Below are 16,109 nucleotides of genomic sequence, written 5' to 3'. Positions count from 1 at the left end.
CCGGACGGCCGGGGCGGGCCGTACGGACGGCGGGGCCGGGGCGTGTGCCCCGGCCCCGCCGTCCGTGGCGCGTCGGTTTTACCGGTTCCTTACGATGCTGCGCATGAAGGAACCCTCCCGCCAGGTGACGTGGGAGCGGCGGAGCCAGACTCCGCTGCTCGTCCTCGCCGTGGCCTTCGCCGCCGCCTACACGGTGCCGATCGTGGCCCCGGACGCGCACCCGTCGGTGCACCGGGCGTGCCTGGTCACCGAGTGGGTGGTGTGGGCGGCCTTCGCCTGCGACTACCTGGTGCGCCTGGCGCTGTCGCCGGCCCGCGGGGCGTTCGTGCGGACCCACTGGATGGATCTGGCGGCGGTGGTGCTGCCGATGATCCAGCCGCTGCGGCTGCTGCGGCTGGTCGCGACGCTGCTGCTGGTGGGGCGGCGGGCCCGGATGGCGCCGCAGGTCCGGCTGACCACGTACGTGGCCGGGTCGGTGGTCGGGCTGCTGATGTTCGGTTCGCTGGCGGTGCTCAGCGTGGAGCGCGACGCCCCCCACGGCAACATCCGGAACCTGGGGGACGCCCTGTGGTGGTCGGTGACCACCATGACGACGGTCGGGTACGGGGACCACTCCCCCACCACCGGCCTGGGGCGGCTGCTGGCGGTGGGCCTGATGCTGTCGGGGATCGCGCTGCTGGGTGTGGTGACCGCCAACATCGCGGCCTGGTTCATCTCCCGGTTCGAACGGGACGACCGGGCGGAGCGGGAGCAGACCGCGGCCATCGCCGAGCTGACCGCGGAGGTGCGCGCGCTGCGCGCGGAGGTCGCCCGGCTGGGCGGCGGCCCCGCGGGCACGGGCACCGGCGTACCGGCTCCGGCGCCCGCCGCGGCCGGGGGTGCGGCCGCTGCTCCGGTGACGGCGGGCGCGGCCGCGGCCGTGCGTCCTAGTGCTCCCACACCTTGAAGGCCCTGACCTGGTAGGGCGATTGGGGCAGCTGCACCCCGTCCCCGGGATAGGTCTGGAACTCGCCGGTCTCGGCGCACTCCGCGGACTGGTAGGTGGTGACGGGCCGGCCGGTCCGGTTGACGAGGGCCTGGGCGGTCTTGCCCGCGGGCAGGGCGGTGCAGCTCTCGATGTCGAGGGTGCTGAGCTCGTGGACGTACCGGGCGCCCTGGAAATCCGGTTTGGCCCACAGGCACAGCTGTCCGGTGGCGCAGGCGCCGGACGCCGCCGCCGGGGCGGTCGCGGGACGGGCGGCCGAGGGGCGCTGCGCGGCGGCGTGCGCGGCCGGCGCGGTGGTGGGGATGAGCGCGGTGGCGGCGAGGACGGCGGCGGCCAGGAGGGTCGTGGCGCGGGGGGTGTTACACGTACGCATGACGGGTCAACTCCTTGTGGACTTCGGTGCCCCGGACCGTTCCGGAGCGCCGTGGGCACCACGCTGACCTGCGGTGGAGGGCGAGGGAAGGGGCCCCGGCCGGGTCCACCCGGATAGGCGACAGCCCCGCCGGGTCGCTCCGGCGGGGCTGTCGCGCGTACGGGGTTGACGGCTGCGCGGCGGTCAGATGTGGGCGGCGCCCGCTCCGGCGGCGGCGTTCTCGCCGCGCTTGGTGAAGCAGGCCACGACGGCCGCGACGACCGCGACGACGCCGGCGACGGTGAAGGCGGTGCCCATGCCGTCGACGAACGTCTCGTGCGCGACCCGGGTGATGGTCTGGGCGATCTGCTCGGGGGTGCCCTCCGGGACGGGCGCGAGGCCGACCTGGATGCCCCGCTCGGCGAGCTCGGTCTGCTCGGGGGTGAGCGGCGGCAGCTGGGCGGCGCGCCAGTTGTCCCCGAACGAGTTGCCGACGGTGGACGCCATGACCGCGCCGAGGACGGCGGTGCCGAGGCTGCCGCCCACCTGCATGGCGGCCTGCTGGAGGCCGCCGGCCACGCCGGACAGCTCCAGCGGGGCGTTGCCGACGATGACCTCGGTGGCGCCGACCATGACGGGCGCGAGGCCGAGGCCGAGGAGGGCGAACCACAGGGACATGGTGAGGGTGCCGCTGTCGGGGGTGAGGCGGGCCATCCCGAAGCAGGCGGCGGCGGTGGCGACCATGCCGGCGACCAGCGGCAGGCGCGGGCCGACCTTGGTGATGGCCAGGCCGGCCAGCGGCGAGCCGACGATCATCATTCCGGTGAGCGGGAGCAGGTGCAGGCCGCTGTCGACCGGGCTCATGCCGTGGACGTTCTGCAGGTAGAAGGTGACGAAGAACAGGCCGCCCATGAAGGCGAAGGCCATCAGCACCATCAGCACGGTGCCCGCGGACAGCGGCAGCGAACGGAACATGCCCAGCGGGATGAGGGGTTCGGAGACCTTGCTCTCCCAGAGGGTGAAGAGCACGAAGCAGAGCACGGCGGCGGCGAGGAACAGCAGGGTCTTCGTGTCGCCCCAGCCCCACTCGGCGGCCTTGATCAGGGCCCAGATGAGGGAGAACATCGCGGCCGACAGCAGCACGATGCCCAGCACGTCGAAGGAGCGCGGGGCGTTCGCGGCGCGGTGGTCGACCAGGATGAACAGGCCGAAGAGCAGGGCGACGACGCCGACCGGCACGTTGATGAAGAAGACCGATTCCCAGCTGACGTTCTCCACGAGCAGGCCGCCGACGATGGGGCCGGCGGCGGTCGAGGCGCCGATCACCATGCCCCAGATGCCGATGGCCATGTTGAGCTTCTCGGCGGGGAAGGTGGCGCGCAGCAGGCCGAGCGCGGCGGGCATCAGCAGGGCGCCGAAGAGGCCTTGGGCGACGCGGAAGCCGATGACCAGTTCGACGCCGGTGGCCAGGCCGATCGCCGCGGAGGAGACGGCGAAGCCGGCGATGCCGATGAGGAAGGTCTGGCGGTGGCCGAAGCGGTCGCCGAGCTTGCCCGCGGTGATCAGGGAGACGGCGAGCGCGAGCAGGTAGCCGTTGGTGATCCACTGCACCTCGGCGAGGGAGGCGCCGAGGTCCTTTTGGATGGCGGGGTTGGCGACGGCGACGATCGTGCCGTCGAGCGTGACCATCATGACGCCGATCGCGACGGCGAAGAGGGTGAGCCAGGGGTGGCCGCGCAACCCGGTGGGGGCCGGCGCCGATCCTGGTTCCTTGGCGGGTACCTGGTCGTCGACGGTGATCTGACTAGTCATGCGAACAGGCTAGTGACAGTGGCTGACACTTCACAGACGGCTTAACCAGACGGTAACTGTCAGGTCCGTCACAGGTACCCTGACCGCTCACTCAGCGTCAGATACAGCGTCAGATACGAGCCCGTACCGGCCTCGCAGAAGGGACTTCCGAGCGGTGATGACCGACGAGCGGCGGCCCGCGGCCGCCCCGGTGCCCCCGGCCCCCGCCGCGGGGCTGCGCGAACGCAAGAAGCGCCGGACCCGGGACGCGCTGCTGCGCGCCGCCCTGCTGCTCTTCGTCTCCCGGGGCTACGAGCGGACCACCGTCGACGAGATCACCGACGCCGTGCACGTCTCCCAGCGCACCTTCTTCCGCTACTTCTCCAACAAGGAGGAGGTCGCCTTCGCGGTCCAGGACCTCGTCGAATCGCACTTCGTGGCCGAGCTGCGGGCCCGGCCGCCCGCCGAGGGCCCCTTCGAGGCCATGCGGGCCGCCGTCCTGGCCGCCTGGGACACCATCGAGGAGGCGCTCTCCGAACTGGTCCCGGTCGACCTGTACATGCGCAGCTACCGGCTGATCGAGTCCACCCCCGCGCTCCTCGCCGTGCACCTGCGGCGCTCCACCGAGCTGGAGGAGCGGATCTCCCGGCTGATCGCCGAGCGCGAGGGCCTGGACCTGGACGCCGACCCCCGGCCGCGGGTGGCCGTCGCCGCGTTCTCCGGCGTGATGCGGGTCACCGGCCGGCTCTGGGGCCAGGGCGAGGACACCAGTGTCGCGGCGATCCGGCGGATGACCGAGGCGTACCTGGACCAGATCGGCCCGGCGCTGGCGACCCACTGGCGCGACCCGCCCGCCGTCGACGGATCCTGACGGCCCGAACGGCCGCCTGCGCCCGGCCCCGCCCGGCGCCCCGGCCGCCCGGCCTGCGCCCGCCGCCGCACGGGTCCCGGCCCGCTCCGGCGCGCGGGTCCCGGTCCCACGGTCGGCCGTGAATCGGGTCACCCCGCGCGCCACGGTCCGAGGGGTTCTCCTAGGCTGTTTCCAGTGAAACCGCCCGGCCCCGCCCTCCCCAGCGTCCACGTCGCCGAAACGCATCCCGCCGCCTTGCGCACCCTGCTCGCGCTCGCGGTGGTCTTCGTCATGCTGGCGACGACCGGCTGGACCGCGGTGCACCGCCCCGAGGGCGGCACCCCGCTGCGGGCCGCGGCCCTCACCGCCTGGTCCCACGCCCGGGTCGGCGGGCGCCCGGTCCCGGCCGCCGACGCCGCGCCGCCCGTCGTGGCCCGCTTCTTCGCCGGCCTCGACAGCGCCGAACGGGCCCGGCTCGCCGAGGGCCACCCGCTCGTCGTCGGCAACCTCGACGGGGTCCCCCCGGCCACCCGCTACCAGGCCAACCGGTACGGCCTCGCCCAGGCGGAGCGCGTCGAGGAGGCCCGCAGCCACGACGTGGCCCTGACCCCCGTCGACCGCGCGACCGCCACCCGCCGGGCCCACCGCTTCGCCTCGCTCGCCGAGCCCGGCCGGCAGATCCTCGCCTTCGACCCCACCGGCGGCGGGCACGTCGCCGAGGTCTTCGGCAGCCTCGACCGGGCCCGCCGGATCTCGGTGGTCGTCCCCGGGGTCGACAGCGACCTGATCACCTTCGAACGCACCCAGCGCCGCTTCACCGCCCCCGTCGGCATGGCCGAGTCCCTGTACGAGGCACAGCGCGCCGCCGCGCCGCCCGACCGCACCGCGGTCATCGCCTGGGCCGGCTACACCGCGCCGACCGGGGTCGGCATGGACGCGGCCACGGGCCGGCTGGCCGTGGACGGCGCCCGCCGGCTCCAGTCGCTGACGGCGGCCCTGCCCGGCCGCTCCGGCGTGGCGCTGTTCTGCCACAGCTACGGCTCGGTGGTGTGCGGGGTCGCCGCGCACCAACTGCCGCGGCGGGTCACCGACGTGGTGGTGGCGGGCAGCCCCGGGATGCGCGCGGAGACCGTGGCGGAGCTGCACACCTCCGCCCGGGTGTGGGCCACCCGCGACACGGACGACTGGATCGCGGACGTACCCCACCTGGAGGTGGGCGGGCTGGGGCACGGCGCGGACCCGGTGTCCCCCGGGTTCGGGGCGCGGGTGCTGTCCTCGGGCACCGCCCGGACCCACACCGGCTATTTCGCGCCAGGGACCGGGTCGGTGGCGAACTTCGCCCGGATCGGAACCGGTGCGTTCGATTCCGTTGAGTGTGCGACCGGGGACGACACCTGCCGCGACGGAATTTCCGGAACTCCGCAGGACTGACCGGTGCGCAGGCCCGCACAACGGGCTGCGCACCGAGGGGGGACGCGTGGGGGCGCCGCCCTCTACGATGTGGCACATGGGTGACGTACTGGCCGGAAACCATGCCATCTGGGAGCTGGACCCGGAGACGGACTCGGTGCTCATCCGCTTCGCACGGGGGATCAGGACGCCACGGCTGTGGCAGGCCCTCGGCTCGCGCCGAATCCCCCTCGAAGCGGTGTCCGCGACGACCGTGACCGCCGGAAGACGGAACACGGTGGTGCTGCGCGCCCTCCCGCGGCCGGGCGCCGACCCGCTGGCGGAGGCCGCCGCCGGGCAGTTGAAGGAGGCCTGCGACCCCTACCGGCTGGTGCTGCCGGCCGATAGGGCGGCGCACGCCGAAGCCTTCGCCCGGGCGCTGGGCTCCCGGCTGGGGCCGGACGCCGCCGAACCGGCCGAGGAGTTCCTCGTCGACGCCCCCGGGCCGCCGCTCCAGCTGAAGGCGCACGACGCCCGGGTGGGCTTCGACGGCGCCGCGGTCACCTTCCAGTGGTCCCGTACGGGCGCCACCGGCACCAAGTGGAAGGCGGGCGACCAGCGCTATCCGCTGGCCGCCCTCGCCGGCGTCGAGTGGGCCTCGCCCGAGGGCCCGGGCGGCCACCTGCGGCTCCTGCTGCGCGACGGCGCCGCCGACCCCCGCCCGGACCACGACCTCGCCTCGGCCGTCTTCGGCGTCGGCTACGGGGCGGTGCACGAGTCCCTGCCGTTCGCCGCGGCCGTCCTCGCCGCCCTGCGCGCCCGCACCCCGGTCGCCGCGGTGCCCGGTGCCCGCACGGCCCGCTCCGGCGACGACCGGCTGCGCCACCTCGGCGAACTGCACGGCGCGGGCCTGCTGACGGACGCCGAGTACGCCGCGCTGCGGGACCGGTTCGCGGCGGAGTCCCGCTAGGGCGTCCGCTCCCGGGCCCGTCGGGTCCGCACCGCCCGCGCCGCCCGCACCTCGGCCGCCGCCGGGCGGCGCGGGCCCGCGGCCGTCACTCCTCCCGCGCCGCCGAGGTGGAGCTCATGTCCGGGTAGCGGTCCCCCGCGACCCGCCCGGCGATGGGTTCCAGGAGCGCCAGCTCGGCGTCCGTGAGGGCGATCCGGGTGGCGGCCGCGTTCTCCGCGAGCCGGGCCGGCTTGCGGGTGCCCGGGATCGGGACCACCGTCAGCCCGTGCACCCGGGCCCGCTGCTGCACCCAGGCCAGCGCGATCTGCGCCGGGCTGGCCCCGTGCGCCTCGGCGATCTCCCGTACCGGGGCCAGCAGGGCCGCGTTGACCTGTGCGTTGTCCCCGGTGAAGCGGGGCTGGTAGCGACGGAAGTCCCCTTCCGACAGGTCCTTGTCCGCGTTCGCGAAGGAGCCGGTGAGGAAACCGCGGCCGAGCGGGGAGTACGGGACCAGCGCCACGCCCAGTTCGGCCGCCGCGCCCACCGCGCTGCGCTCCACGTCCCTGCTGAAGAGCGACCACTCCGACTGGAGCGCCGCGATCGGGTGGACGGCGTGCGCCTCGCGCAGCTCCGGGCCGGTGACCTCGCTGAGCCCCAGGTGGCGCACCTTGCCCTCGCGCACCAGCTCGGCCATGGCCCCGACCGAATCGGCCAGCGGCACGGCCGGGTCGCGCCGGTGCATGTAGTACAGGTCGATGACGTCCACGCCGAGCCGGCGCAGGCTGCCCTCGACGGCCCGGCGGACGTACGCCGGGTCGTTGCGCACGGCCCGGTACTGCGGGTCGTCGGTGCGCTCTATGGCGAACTTCGTGGCCAGGGTGATCTCGTCGCGGTGCGCCGCGACGAAGGGGGCCAGGAACTCCTCGTTGCGCCCCCGCCCGTACACGTCTGCGGTGTCGAAGAGGGTGACCCCGGCGGCCAGGGCCGCGTCCAGGGTGGCCCGGGCCGCCGTCTCGTCGGTGTCCCCGTAGAACTCGCTGATGCCCATGCAGCCGAGGCCCTGGACGCCGACCCTCGGGCCGCCCTTGCCCAGCTCGACCTGCGCGATGGTGGTGCCGTGCTCCGTCATTGCTCCGCCTTCCCCGCGACCGGGTTCATCGCATAGGTGCCGATCTTGTAGTCCAGTACCTCCAGCGCGTCGGTCAGCTCCGCGATGCGCGCCCGCACGTCGCGCCGCGTCCGCTCCAGCAGCTCGCGGCGCTCGTCGAAGGTGTGCTCGCCCTCGCGCACCAGCTCGGCGTAGCGGACCATGTCCGCCACCGACATCCCGGTGGTGCGCAGCTTGCCCACGAAGGCCAGCCAGCCCAGGTCCTTGTCGCTGAAGCGCCGCTGGCCCGAATGGGAGCGGTCCACGTGCGGCATCAGACCGATCCGCTCGTACCAGCGCAGGGTGTGCTGGGTCAGACCGGTCCGGGCCTCGACCTCGCTGATCGTGTACCGCGTCTGCGTCAGGCTCTGGCTCATGGCTCCACGCTAAAACCCTTGAGTGCACTCCAAGCAAGTAGGCTCGGCGGCATGGAGAGCGTGGAGGCCGGCAACGGCATGGAAAGCCTGCGGATCATCGAGAACTGGCCGGTGGCGACGGCGGCCGCGGCCGTCGTGCGCGCCGACGGGACCCTGGCCGGCTCCCACGGGCCGGTGGACCACCGGTTCGCGCTGGCCTCGGTGACCAAACCGCTCGCCGCGTACGCCGCGCTGGTCGCGTACGAGGAGGGCGCGCTCGAACTCGACGAGCCGGCCGGCCCGGACGGCTCGACCGTCCGCCACCTGCTGGCGCACACCAGCGGCCTGGCCTTCGACGAGCACCGGGTGACGGCCCCGCCCGGCGAGCGCCGGCTGTACTCGAACGCCGGTTTCGAGGTCCTCGGCGACCACATCGCCAAGGCCACCGGCATCCCCTTCGCGCAGTACCTGCACGAGGCGGTCTTCGAGCCGCTCGGCATGGCCGCGTCCTCGCTGGAGGGCTCGCCGGCGAAGGACGGCGTGTCCACCGTGTCCGACCTGGTGCGGTTCGCGGCCGAGCTGCAGGCTCCGCGCCTGCTCGACGTGCGCACGGTCGCCGCGGCCACCTCGGTGGTCCACCCCGGTCTCAAGGGCGTGCTGCCCGGTTACGGGCACCAGTCCCCCAACGACTGGGGCCTCGGCCTGGAGATCCGCGACGGCAAGTCCCCGCACTGGACGGGCGCCGCCTCCTCGCCGCGCACCTTCGGCCACTTCGGCCAGTCCGGCACCTTCCTGTGGGTGGACCCGGACGCGCGCGCCGCGTGCGTGGCGCTGACCGACCGGGCCTTCGGCCCGTGGGCGGTCCGGGCGTGGCCGCCGTTCACCGACGCGGTCCTGGCCGAACTGGCCTAGGCCGTCCCTCTCCCGGCGGCTTCCCGGCGGGCTACGGCAGCTCCAGGATCAGCAGTTCCCCGGGCGAGCCGGCCACGGCCACCAGGTCCTTCTCCCCGGTGAGGCGCGCCGAGTCACCGGGGCCCAGCTCCTCCCCGTCCAGGCGCAGGTCACCGCGGACCACGTGCAGGTAGACGCGCTCCGCGGCCGGTACGGCCACCCGCTCGCCCGCGCCCGGCCGCCGGACGTGCAGGGTGGCGCCGGCCGCGGGGAGCGGGTAGGGCGTGGCGTCGGGGAGGCCGCGGACCACCTCGTAGGAGGGTGCTCCGCCGGCGGCGAGCGGCGCGAGCCAGATCTGCACGAACCGCAGCGGCCGGTCCCCGTCGTTGCGCTCGGCGTGGCGGACCCCGGAACCGGCGCTCAGCCGCTGCACGTCCCCGGCGGCGACGAGGCCGCGCTCGCCGGTGCTGTCCTGGTGCGCGAGCTCGCCCTCGGCCACCCAGGTCAGGATCTCGGTGTGGCTGTGGGGGTGCTCGTCGAAGCCGGCGCCGGGGGCGAGCTGCTCCTCGTTGCAGGCCAGGACCGGTCCGAAGCGCAGGTTGTCCGGGTCGTAGGAGGATCCGAAGGAGAAGGCGTGCCGGGTGGAGATCCCGGCGGACGGGTCGCCGCCCTCGTACCGGTCGGCTCCGCGACGTACATCGATCATGGGTGCCACCGTAGCCGTCCGCCGCGGGGCGGACGCGGGACCGGACGTCGAGCAGCCCCGCCGATAAGGCAGTCTTGTCCCGTGCCTCAACCCGAACGTGAGCATTCCCCCGCCGTCCCGTCCGCGCATCCCGTGCCGGCCCATCCGCACGTCGCGACGCTGCGCCGGCTGGAGAAGTCGGCCGGACGGCTGGCCGCCAACGCGATCGCGCGCATGGACGAGACCCTGCCGTGGTACCGGGCGATGCCGCCGGAGAACCGGTCGTGGATCGGTCTGGTCGCGCAGGCCGGCATCGCGGCGTTCACCGAGTGGTTCCGGCACCCGGAGACCACGCAGGCCATCTCCACCGACGTCTTCGGCACGGCGCCGCGCGAGCTGACCCGGGCGATCACGCTGCGGCAGACCGTCGAGATGGTCCGCACCACGATCGAGGTCATGGAGACCGCGATCGAGGAGGTGGCGGCCCCGGGCGACGAGTCGATCCTGCGCGAGGCGCTGCTGGTGTACGCCCGGGAGATCGCGTTCGCGACGGCCCAGGTGTACGCGCAGGCCGCCGAGGCGCGCGGGGCGTGGGACGCCCGGCTGGAGTCCCTCGTGGTCAACGCGGTGCTGTCCGGGGAGGCCGACGAGGGGGCGCTGTCGCGGGCGGCGGCGCTGGGCTGGAACTCGCCGGACCACGTGTGCGTGGTGCTCGGCACGGCGCCCGAGGGCGACAGCGAGCTGACGGTGGAGGCGATCCGGCGGGCGGCCCGCCACCACAAGCTCCAGGTGCTGACGGGGGTGCTCGGGGACCGTCTGGTGGTCATCGCGGGCGGCAGCGACAATCCGATGCAGGTGGCCAAGTCCCTGATCGGGCCGTTCGCGGCGGGTCCGGTGGTGGCCGGCCCGGTGGTGCCGGACCTGCTGAACGCGACGAAGTCGGCGCAGGCCGCCGCGGCCGGTCTGAAGGCGTGCACGGCGTGGCAGGACGCTCCGCGGCCCGTCCTGGCGGACGATCTCCTTCCGGAGCGCGCGATCGCCTCCGATCCCGCTGCCCGGGAGCAGTTGGTGGAGGAGATCTACAGACCGCTGGAGGAGGCGGGTTCGGCGCTGCTGGAGACGCTGAGCGTCTATCTGGAGCAGGCCAGCAGCCTGGAGGGGGCGGCGCGGATGCTCTTCGTCCACCCCAACACGGTGCGCTACCGGCTCCGACGTGTGACCGACGTCACCGGCTGGTCGCCCTCCGATGTCCGTTCCGCGTTCACGCTGAGGATCGCCCTGATCCTCGGGCGTCTGGCCGACGGCGATCCCCAGTCCTAGACTTTTGTCGGACATCAACAATTACCCCGACGGTTCTTCGTCCCTGTCCCCACGGGCGCCAGGGACCCTCGACAAGAGAGAGTGTGAGGGTGCTCGTACTCGTCGCTCCCGGCCAAGGCGCTCAGACGCCCGGCTTCCTGACTCCCTGGCTCGACCTGCCCGGCGCCGCTGACCGCGTCGCCGCCTGGTCGGACGCCATCGGGCTCGACCTCGCCCACTACGGCACGAACGCCGACGCCGACGAGATCCGCGACACGGCGGTGGCCCAGCCGCTGCTGGTCGCCGCGGGTCTGCTGTCCGCGGCCTCGCTCGGCTCCCCCGCGGCCTTCGGCGCCGTGGCGGGCCACAGCGTCGGCGAGATCACCGCGGCCGCCTTTGCGGGCGTCCTGTCCGAGACGGACGCGCTCCGGCTGGTCCGCACGCGGGGCCTGGCCATGGCCGAGGCCTCCGCGGTCACCGAGACCGGCATGGCCGCGGTCCTCGGCGGCGACCGGGACGTGGTCGTCGCCCATCTGGAGAAGCTGGGGCTGACCCCGGCCAACATCAACGGCGCGGGCCAGATCGTGGCCGCCGGCACCACGGAGCAGATCGACGCCCTGGTCGCCGAGAAGCCCGAGGGTGCCATGAAGGTCGTCGCCCTCAAGGTCGCGGGCGCCTTCCACACGCACCACATGGCGCCCGCGGTCACCGTGCTGGAGAAGGCCGCCGAGGCCCTCTCCCCGGCGGACCCGGCGCTCGCGTACGTGTCGAACAAGGACGGCCTCGTCGTCGCCACGGGTGCCGACGTCGTCGCCCGCCTGGTCGGCCAGGTCGCCAATCCGGTCCGCTGGGACCTGTGCATGGAGACGTTCGCCCAGCTGGGCGTCACGGGGATCGTCGAGCTCTGCCCCGGTGGCACCCTGACGGGTCTGGCCAAGCGCGCGCTCAAGGGTGTGCCGAGCGTGGCTCTGAAGACCCCGGACGATCTCGACAAGGCCGCTGCGCTCGTTGCCGAGCAGACGGCCTGAGAGAAGGAGCCCACACAGCATGTCCAAGATCAAGCCGGCCAAGGGCTCCCCGTACGCCCGCATCCTCGGGGTCGGCGGGTACCGCCCGACCCGGGTGGTGCCCAACGAGGTCATCCTGGAGACGATCGACTCCTCCGACGAGTGGATCCGGTCCCGTTCGGGCATCGCGACGCGGCACTGGGCCTCGCCCCAGGAGACCGTCGCCGCGATGTCGGTGGAGGCCTCGGGCAAGGCGCTGGCCGATGCCGGCGTCTCGCCCGAGCAGATCGGTGCCGTGATCGTCTCGACGGTCTCGCACTTCAAGCAGACCCCGGCCGTCGCGACCGAGATCGCGCACCGGATCGGCGCGGGCAAGCCCGCCGCGTTCGACATCTCGGCCGGCTGTGCCGGGTTCGGATACGGCCTGACCCTGGCCAAGGGCCTGGTGGTCGAGGGTTCCGCGCAGTACGTGCTGGTCATCGGCGTGGAGCGGCTCTCCGACCTGACCGACCTGGAGGACCGCGCGACGGCCTTCCTGTTCGGCGACGGTGCCGGGGCCGTGGTCGTCGGCCCCTCGGACGAACCGGCCATCGGCCCCACGGTGTGGGGTTCGGAGGGCGACAAGTCCGACACCATCAAGCAGACCGTGCCGTGGGACGAGTACCGCGGTGCGGACGGCGGCGAGAAGTTTCCGGCCATCACGCAGGAGGGCCAGGCGGTGTTCCGCTGGGCCGTCTTCGAGATGGCCAAGGTGGCCCAGCAGGCGCTCGACGCGGCCGGGATCACCGCGGAGGATCTGGACGTCTTCATTCCGCACCAGGCGAACATGCGGATCATCGACTCGATGGTGAAGACTCTGAAGCTGCCCGACCACGTCACGGTCGCCCGGGACGTGGAGACCACCGGCAACACCTCGGCCGCCTCGATCCCGCTCGCGATGGAGCGGCTCCTGGCGACCGGAGCGGCGAAGAGCGGCGACACCGCGCTCGTCATCGGCTTCGGGGCGGGACTCGTCTACGCCGCCACGGTCGTTACCCTCCCCTAGGGCCCGGATACCATCCGGCCCGTTACACCCCGTTATCCATAGAAGGAGCGCCACATGGCCGCCACGCAGGAAGAGATCCTCGAAGGTCTCGCGGAGATCGTCAACGAGATCGCCGGCATCCCGCAGGAGGACGTCCAGCTCGACAAGTCCTTCACCGACGACCTGGACGTCGACTCGCTGTCCATGGTCGAGGTCGTCGTCGCCGCCGAGGAGCGCTTCGAGGTCAAGATCCCGGACGAGGACGTCAAGAACCTCAAGACGGTCGGCGACGCGGCCGACTACATCCTGAAGCACCAGGCCTGAGCCTGACGAGCGTTTGTCGCCACCTGGCGGTGGCGCCGTGACAATTCAGCACCCCCTGAGACGTGGAGAAAGAATTCCTGTGAGCCCGACCAATCGCACCGTGGTCGTCACCGGTATCGGCGCAACCACTCCGCTGGGTGGCGACAGCGCTTCGACCTGGGAAGGTCTGCTTGCCGGCCGTTCCGGCGTAAAGCCCCTGGAGGGCGAGCGCTTCGCCGAACTCCCGGTCCGCATCGCCGCCCCGGCCGCCGTGGACCCGGGTGAGGTCCTGCCGCGCCCGTTGGCCCGCAAGCTCGACCGCTCGGCGCAGTTCGCCGTCATCGCGGCGCGCGAGGCGTGGGCCGACGCCGGCTACACCGCCCCGGCCGGCGAGGACGGGGTCATCACCCCCGAGCGCCTGGGCACCGTGATCGCCTCCGGCATCGGCGGCGTGACCACCCTGCTCGACCAGTACGACGTGCTGAAGGAGAAGGGGGTGCGCCGGGTCTCCCCGCACACCGTCCCCATGCTCATGCCGAACGGCCCCTCGGCCAACGTCGGCCTGGAGGTCAACGCCCGGGCGGGCGTGCACACTCCGGTCAGCGCCTGCGCGTCGGGTGCCGAGGCCATCGGCTACGCGGTCGAGATGATCCGTACCGGCCGCGCCGACGTGGTCGTCGCCGGCGGCACGGAGGCGGCGATCCACCCGCTGCCGATCGCGGCGTTCGCCAACATGATGGCGATGTCGAAGAACAACGAGCACCCGGAGCAGGCCTCCCGCCCGTACGACAAGGCCCGTGACGGCTTCGTCCTCGGCGAGGGCGCCGGCGTCGTGATCCTGGAGTCGGCCGAGCACGCGGCCGCGCGGGGTGCCCGGGTCTACTGCGAGGTGCTGGGCCAGGGCCTGTCCGCGGACAGCCACCACATCGCGCAGCCCGAGCCGACCGGCCGCGGTGTCGCGGCCGCGGTGCAGAACCTGCTCGACAACACGGGCCTGGACCCGGCCGAGCTGGTCCACCTGAACGCGCACGCCACGTCGACGCCGCAGGGTGACACGGCGGAGCTGAAGGCGCTGCGCAAGGTGCTGGGCGACGATCTCGACCACATCGCGATCTCCGCGACCAAGTCGATGACCGGCCACCTGCTGGGCGGCGCCGGCGGCATCGAGACCGTCGCGACCGTGCTGGCGCTGTACCACCGGCTGGCTCCGGCGACCATCAACGTGGACGAGCTGGACGACGACATCGACGCGGACATCATCGTCGGCGAGCCGCGCAAGCTGCCGGCCGACGGCCCGATCTCGGCGATCAACAACTCCTTCGGCTTCGGCGGCCACAACGTCACGCTGGCGTTCCGCAGCGTCTGATCCCGTACGACGCGAGGGCCCCGACCGGCGACCGCCGGTCGGGGCCCTCGCGTCGTGCGGGCCGCTCAGACGACCTGGTGCAGCCAGCGGACGGGGGCTCCCTCGCCGGCGTGGCGGAAGGGCTCCAGTTCGTCGTCCCAGGGCTTGCCGAGCAGTTTGGCGATCTCCGCCTCCAGCTCGGTCTCGCCGTGCGCCGAGCGGGCGACGGCGGCGCGCAGCCGGTCCTCGGGGATCAGGATGTCACCGTGCATGCCGGTGACGGCGTGGAAGATGCCGAGCTCCGGGGTGGAGCTGTAGCGCTCGCCCTCGGCGCTCTGGCAGGGTTCCGCGGTCACCTCGAAGCGCAGCAGGTGCCAGCCGCGCAGTGCGGAGGCGAGCTTCGAGGCGGTGCCCGCTTCGGCCCGCCAGGAGAACTCGGCTCTCCACGTGCCGGGGGAGGCGGGCTGCCTGATCCAGTCGAGGCTCACCCGCACCCCGAGCACACCCGCTACAGCCCATTCCACGTGCGGGCAGAGCGCGCGCGGTGCGGAGTGCACGTACAGGACTCCACGTGTCGTCACCGGGACCTCCAGTATGGGACGAGGTCGGGAATAAACTCCAGAAAACGGACAGTATGTGACGTGATGTAATGTAACGGAAATTATTTGACATTGCGCTACGGAACCTGCGGCTGAAACGCCACGGGAAAAAGCTACCGCGCGTCAGGGGTCCCGGTGTGACGTACGGTCGCTCCAGGACCGTCGAACACCGAGCTTTCACTCAGCAGGACGCCCCCGCACGGCACGGGGGCGACGAGGAGGGGACCACCCGATGCGCACCACCGCCCCGCGCCGCCGCGCGCGCCGGACCCTCGCGGGCGCGGGAGCGGCGGCGGCCCTGCTGGCCGGGTCGGTGAGCGGGTGCGGTCTCGGCGGATCCGGGGGGCAGGGCGAGCGCGGTGCGCAGTCCGCACCCCGCTGGAACACGGCACCCGCCTCCGTCGCGGCCGTGGGCGACTCCATCACGCGGGGCTTCGACGCCTGTTCGGTGCTGGCCGACTGCCCCGAGGTGTCGTGGGCCACCGGCACCGATCCGGCGGTCCGCTCCCTGGCCGCGCGGCTGCTCGGGGACGCCGGCGCGGCGACCAGGAGCTGGAACCTCGCGGTGACCGGCTCGCGGATGGCGGACCTGCCGGCCCAGCTCGCCGGGGCCGCAGCGCACAAGCCCGGCCTGGTCACGGTCATGGTGGGGTCGAACGACGCCTGCCGGCCCACGGCTTCGTCGATGACTCCGGTGGCGGAGTTCCGGTCCGGTTTCGAGCAGGCCCTCGCGGGGCTGCGGGCCGCCTCTCCCGCCTCCCAGGTGTACGTCTCCAGCGTGCCGGACCTCCAGCGGCTGTGGGAGCAGGGCAAGGACGACCCGATGGTGCGCAAGATCTGGAGCCTGGGCATCTGCCAGTCGATGCTGGCCGATCCGCTGTCGGCGGCGACGGGGCCGACGGCCCGGCGCGAGCAGGTGCGGGCGCGGGTGGTCGAGTACAACGAGGTGCTGCGCGAGGTCTGCGCGAAGGATCCGCTGTGCCGGTACGACGGTGGAGCGGTGTTCCAGTACCCCTTCGGAACCGAACAGTTGAGCCGCTGGGACTGGTTCCATCCGGGCCGGGACGGACAGGCGCGGCTCGCGGAACTGGCCCACCGTCAGGTGACGGCCGCCGACGCGCCGCGTTGACGCAGACG

At 73.3% G+C, this 16,109-nt stretch carries 17 protein-coding genes; 11 read left to right on the top strand and 6 right to left on the bottom strand.

Annotated elements, in window-relative coordinates:
• Nucleotides 1-103: 103 nt before the first annotated feature.
• Nucleotides 104-946 (top strand): potassium channel family protein, encoded by an 843-nt coding sequence (locus CP968_RS22870; RefSeq protein ID WP_150519777.1) that lies wholly within the window; start codon nucleotides 104-106, stop codon nucleotides 944-946.
• On the opposite strand, the gene CP968_RS22865 is transcribed toward CP968_RS22870, so the two are convergent.
• The gene (locus CP968_RS22865) at nucleotides 927-1,358 is read right to left on the bottom strand and encodes a peptidase inhibitor family I36 protein (protein WP_150519776.1); all 432 of its coding nucleotides are present in this window, start codon (nucleotides 1,356-1,358) and stop codon (nucleotides 927-929) included. The two genes, CP968_RS22870 and CP968_RS22865, sit on opposite strands and share 20 nt — an antisense overlap.
• Nucleotides 1,359-1,541: 183 nt before the next feature.
• Nucleotides 1,542-3,149: an MFS transporter gene (locus tag CP968_RS22860; RefSeq protein ID WP_150519775.1), complete on the bottom strand. Its 1,608-nt coding sequence runs from the start codon at nucleotides 3,147-3,149 to the stop codon at nucleotides 1,542-1,544.
• A 157-nt stretch (nucleotides 3,150-3,306) separates the two neighbouring features.
• On the opposite strand from CP968_RS22860, the gene CP968_RS22855 reads away from it, so the two are divergent.
• The 3 genes from CP968_RS22855 (at nucleotide 3,307) to CP968_RS22845 (ending at nucleotide 6,337) form a co-directional block, all read left to right on the top strand.
• Nucleotides 3,307-3,999 (top strand): TetR/AcrR family transcriptional regulator, encoded by a 693-nt coding sequence (locus CP968_RS22855; protein ID WP_150519774.1) that lies wholly within the window; start codon nucleotides 3,307-3,309, stop codon nucleotides 3,997-3,999.
• A 270-nt stretch (nucleotides 4,000-4,269) separates the two neighbouring features.
• Nucleotides 4,270-5,409 carry an alpha/beta hydrolase gene (locus CP968_RS22850; RefSeq protein ID WP_150522067.1) on the top strand — a complete coding sequence of 380 codons (1,140 nt, stop codon included), beginning with the start codon at nucleotides 4,270-4,272 and terminating at the stop codon, nucleotides 5,407-5,409.
• Nucleotides 5,410-5,485: 76 nt separating this feature from the next.
• Nucleotides 5,486-6,337 (top strand): DUF4429 domain-containing protein, encoded by an 852-nt coding sequence (locus CP968_RS22845; protein WP_150519773.1) that lies wholly within the window; start codon nucleotides 5,486-5,488, stop codon nucleotides 6,335-6,337.
• A gap of 85 nt (nucleotides 6,338-6,422) precedes the next feature.
• Here CP968_RS22845 and CP968_RS22840 read toward each other — a convergent pair whose 3' ends face one another.
• Both CP968_RS22840 and CP968_RS22835 read right to left on the bottom strand, forming a co-directional pair.
• Complete coding sequence (locus tag CP968_RS22840; RefSeq protein ID WP_150519772.1) at nucleotides 6,423-7,445, bottom strand: aldo/keto reductase; 1,023 nt, start codon at nucleotides 7,443-7,445, stop codon at nucleotides 6,423-6,425.
• Nucleotides 7,442-7,840: a MerR family transcriptional regulator gene (locus tag CP968_RS22835; RefSeq protein WP_150519771.1), complete on the bottom strand. Its 399-nt coding sequence runs from the start codon at nucleotides 7,838-7,840 to the stop codon at nucleotides 7,442-7,444. Before CP968_RS22835 ends, CP968_RS22840 begins: the two co-directional genes overlap by 4 nt.
• Nucleotides 7,841-7,918: 78 nt before the next feature.
• Between CP968_RS22835 and CP968_RS22830 the strand changes: the two genes are divergently transcribed.
• Nucleotides 7,919-8,731: a serine hydrolase domain-containing protein gene (locus tag CP968_RS22830; RefSeq protein ID WP_150522066.1), complete on the top strand. Its 813-nt coding sequence runs from the start codon at nucleotides 7,919-7,921 to the stop codon at nucleotides 8,729-8,731.
• Nucleotides 8,732-8,762: 31 nt separating this feature from the next.
• Here the strand turns inward: CP968_RS22830 and CP968_RS22825 are convergent, their stop codons facing one another.
• On the bottom strand, nucleotides 8,763-9,416 hold the full coding sequence (locus CP968_RS22825; RefSeq protein WP_150519770.1) for a pirin family protein: 654 nt from the start codon (nucleotides 9,414-9,416) through the stop codon (nucleotides 8,763-8,765).
• A gap of 81 nt (nucleotides 9,417-9,497) precedes the next feature.
• On the opposite strand from CP968_RS22825, the gene CP968_RS22820 reads away from it, so the two are divergent.
• The 5 genes from CP968_RS22820 (at nucleotide 9,498) to CP968_RS22800 (ending at nucleotide 14,394) form a co-directional block, all read left to right on the top strand.
• Nucleotides 9,498-10,715 (top strand): PucR family transcriptional regulator, encoded by a 1,218-nt coding sequence (locus CP968_RS22820; protein WP_150519769.1) that lies wholly within the window; start codon nucleotides 9,498-9,500, stop codon nucleotides 10,713-10,715.
• A gap of 89 nt (nucleotides 10,716-10,804) precedes the next feature.
• Nucleotides 10,805-11,722, top strand: a complete 918-nt coding sequence (locus tag CP968_RS22815) for an ACP S-malonyltransferase (protein ID WP_150519768.1) — start codon at nucleotides 10,805-10,807, stop codon at nucleotides 11,720-11,722.
• 19 nt (nucleotides 11,723-11,741) lie between these two features.
• Entirely contained in the window at nucleotides 11,742-12,746 is a 1,005-nt protein-coding gene (locus CP968_RS22810; protein WP_150519767.1) for a ketoacyl-ACP synthase III, read from the top strand.
• Nucleotides 12,747-12,800: 54 nt separating this feature from the next.
• A complete protein-coding gene (locus CP968_RS22805) occupies nucleotides 12,801-13,049 on the top strand; it encodes an acyl carrier protein (RefSeq protein ID WP_150519766.1) in 249 nt (82 codons plus the stop codon).
• Nucleotides 13,050-13,128: 79 nt separating this feature from the next.
• Entirely contained in the window at nucleotides 13,129-14,394 is a 1,266-nt protein-coding gene (locus CP968_RS22800; RefSeq protein ID WP_150519765.1) for a beta-ketoacyl-[acyl-carrier-protein] synthase family protein, read from the top strand.
• Nucleotides 14,395-14,459: 65 nt separating this feature from the next.
• Here CP968_RS22800 and CP968_RS22795 read toward each other — a convergent pair whose 3' ends face one another.
• The gene (locus tag CP968_RS22795; protein WP_150519764.1) at nucleotides 14,460-14,954 is read right to left on the bottom strand and encodes a DUF3145 domain-containing protein; all 495 of its coding nucleotides are present in this window, start codon (nucleotides 14,952-14,954) and stop codon (nucleotides 14,460-14,462) included.
• A gap of 250 nt (nucleotides 14,955-15,204) precedes the next feature.
• Between CP968_RS22795 and CP968_RS22790 the strand changes: the two genes are divergently transcribed.
• Complete coding sequence (locus CP968_RS22790; protein WP_150519763.1) at nucleotides 15,205-16,101, top strand: SGNH/GDSL hydrolase family protein; 897 nt, start codon at nucleotides 15,205-15,207, stop codon at nucleotides 16,099-16,101.
• The last annotated feature ends 8 nt before the right edge of the window (nucleotides 16,102-16,109 follow it).

It is taken from the genome of Streptomyces subrutilus, from assembly GCF_008704535.1.
Lineage (GTDB): Bacteria > Actinomycetota > Actinomycetes > Streptomycetales > Streptomycetaceae > Streptomyces > Streptomyces subrutilus.
This window is presented reverse-complemented; position numbering and strand designations above follow the sequence as displayed.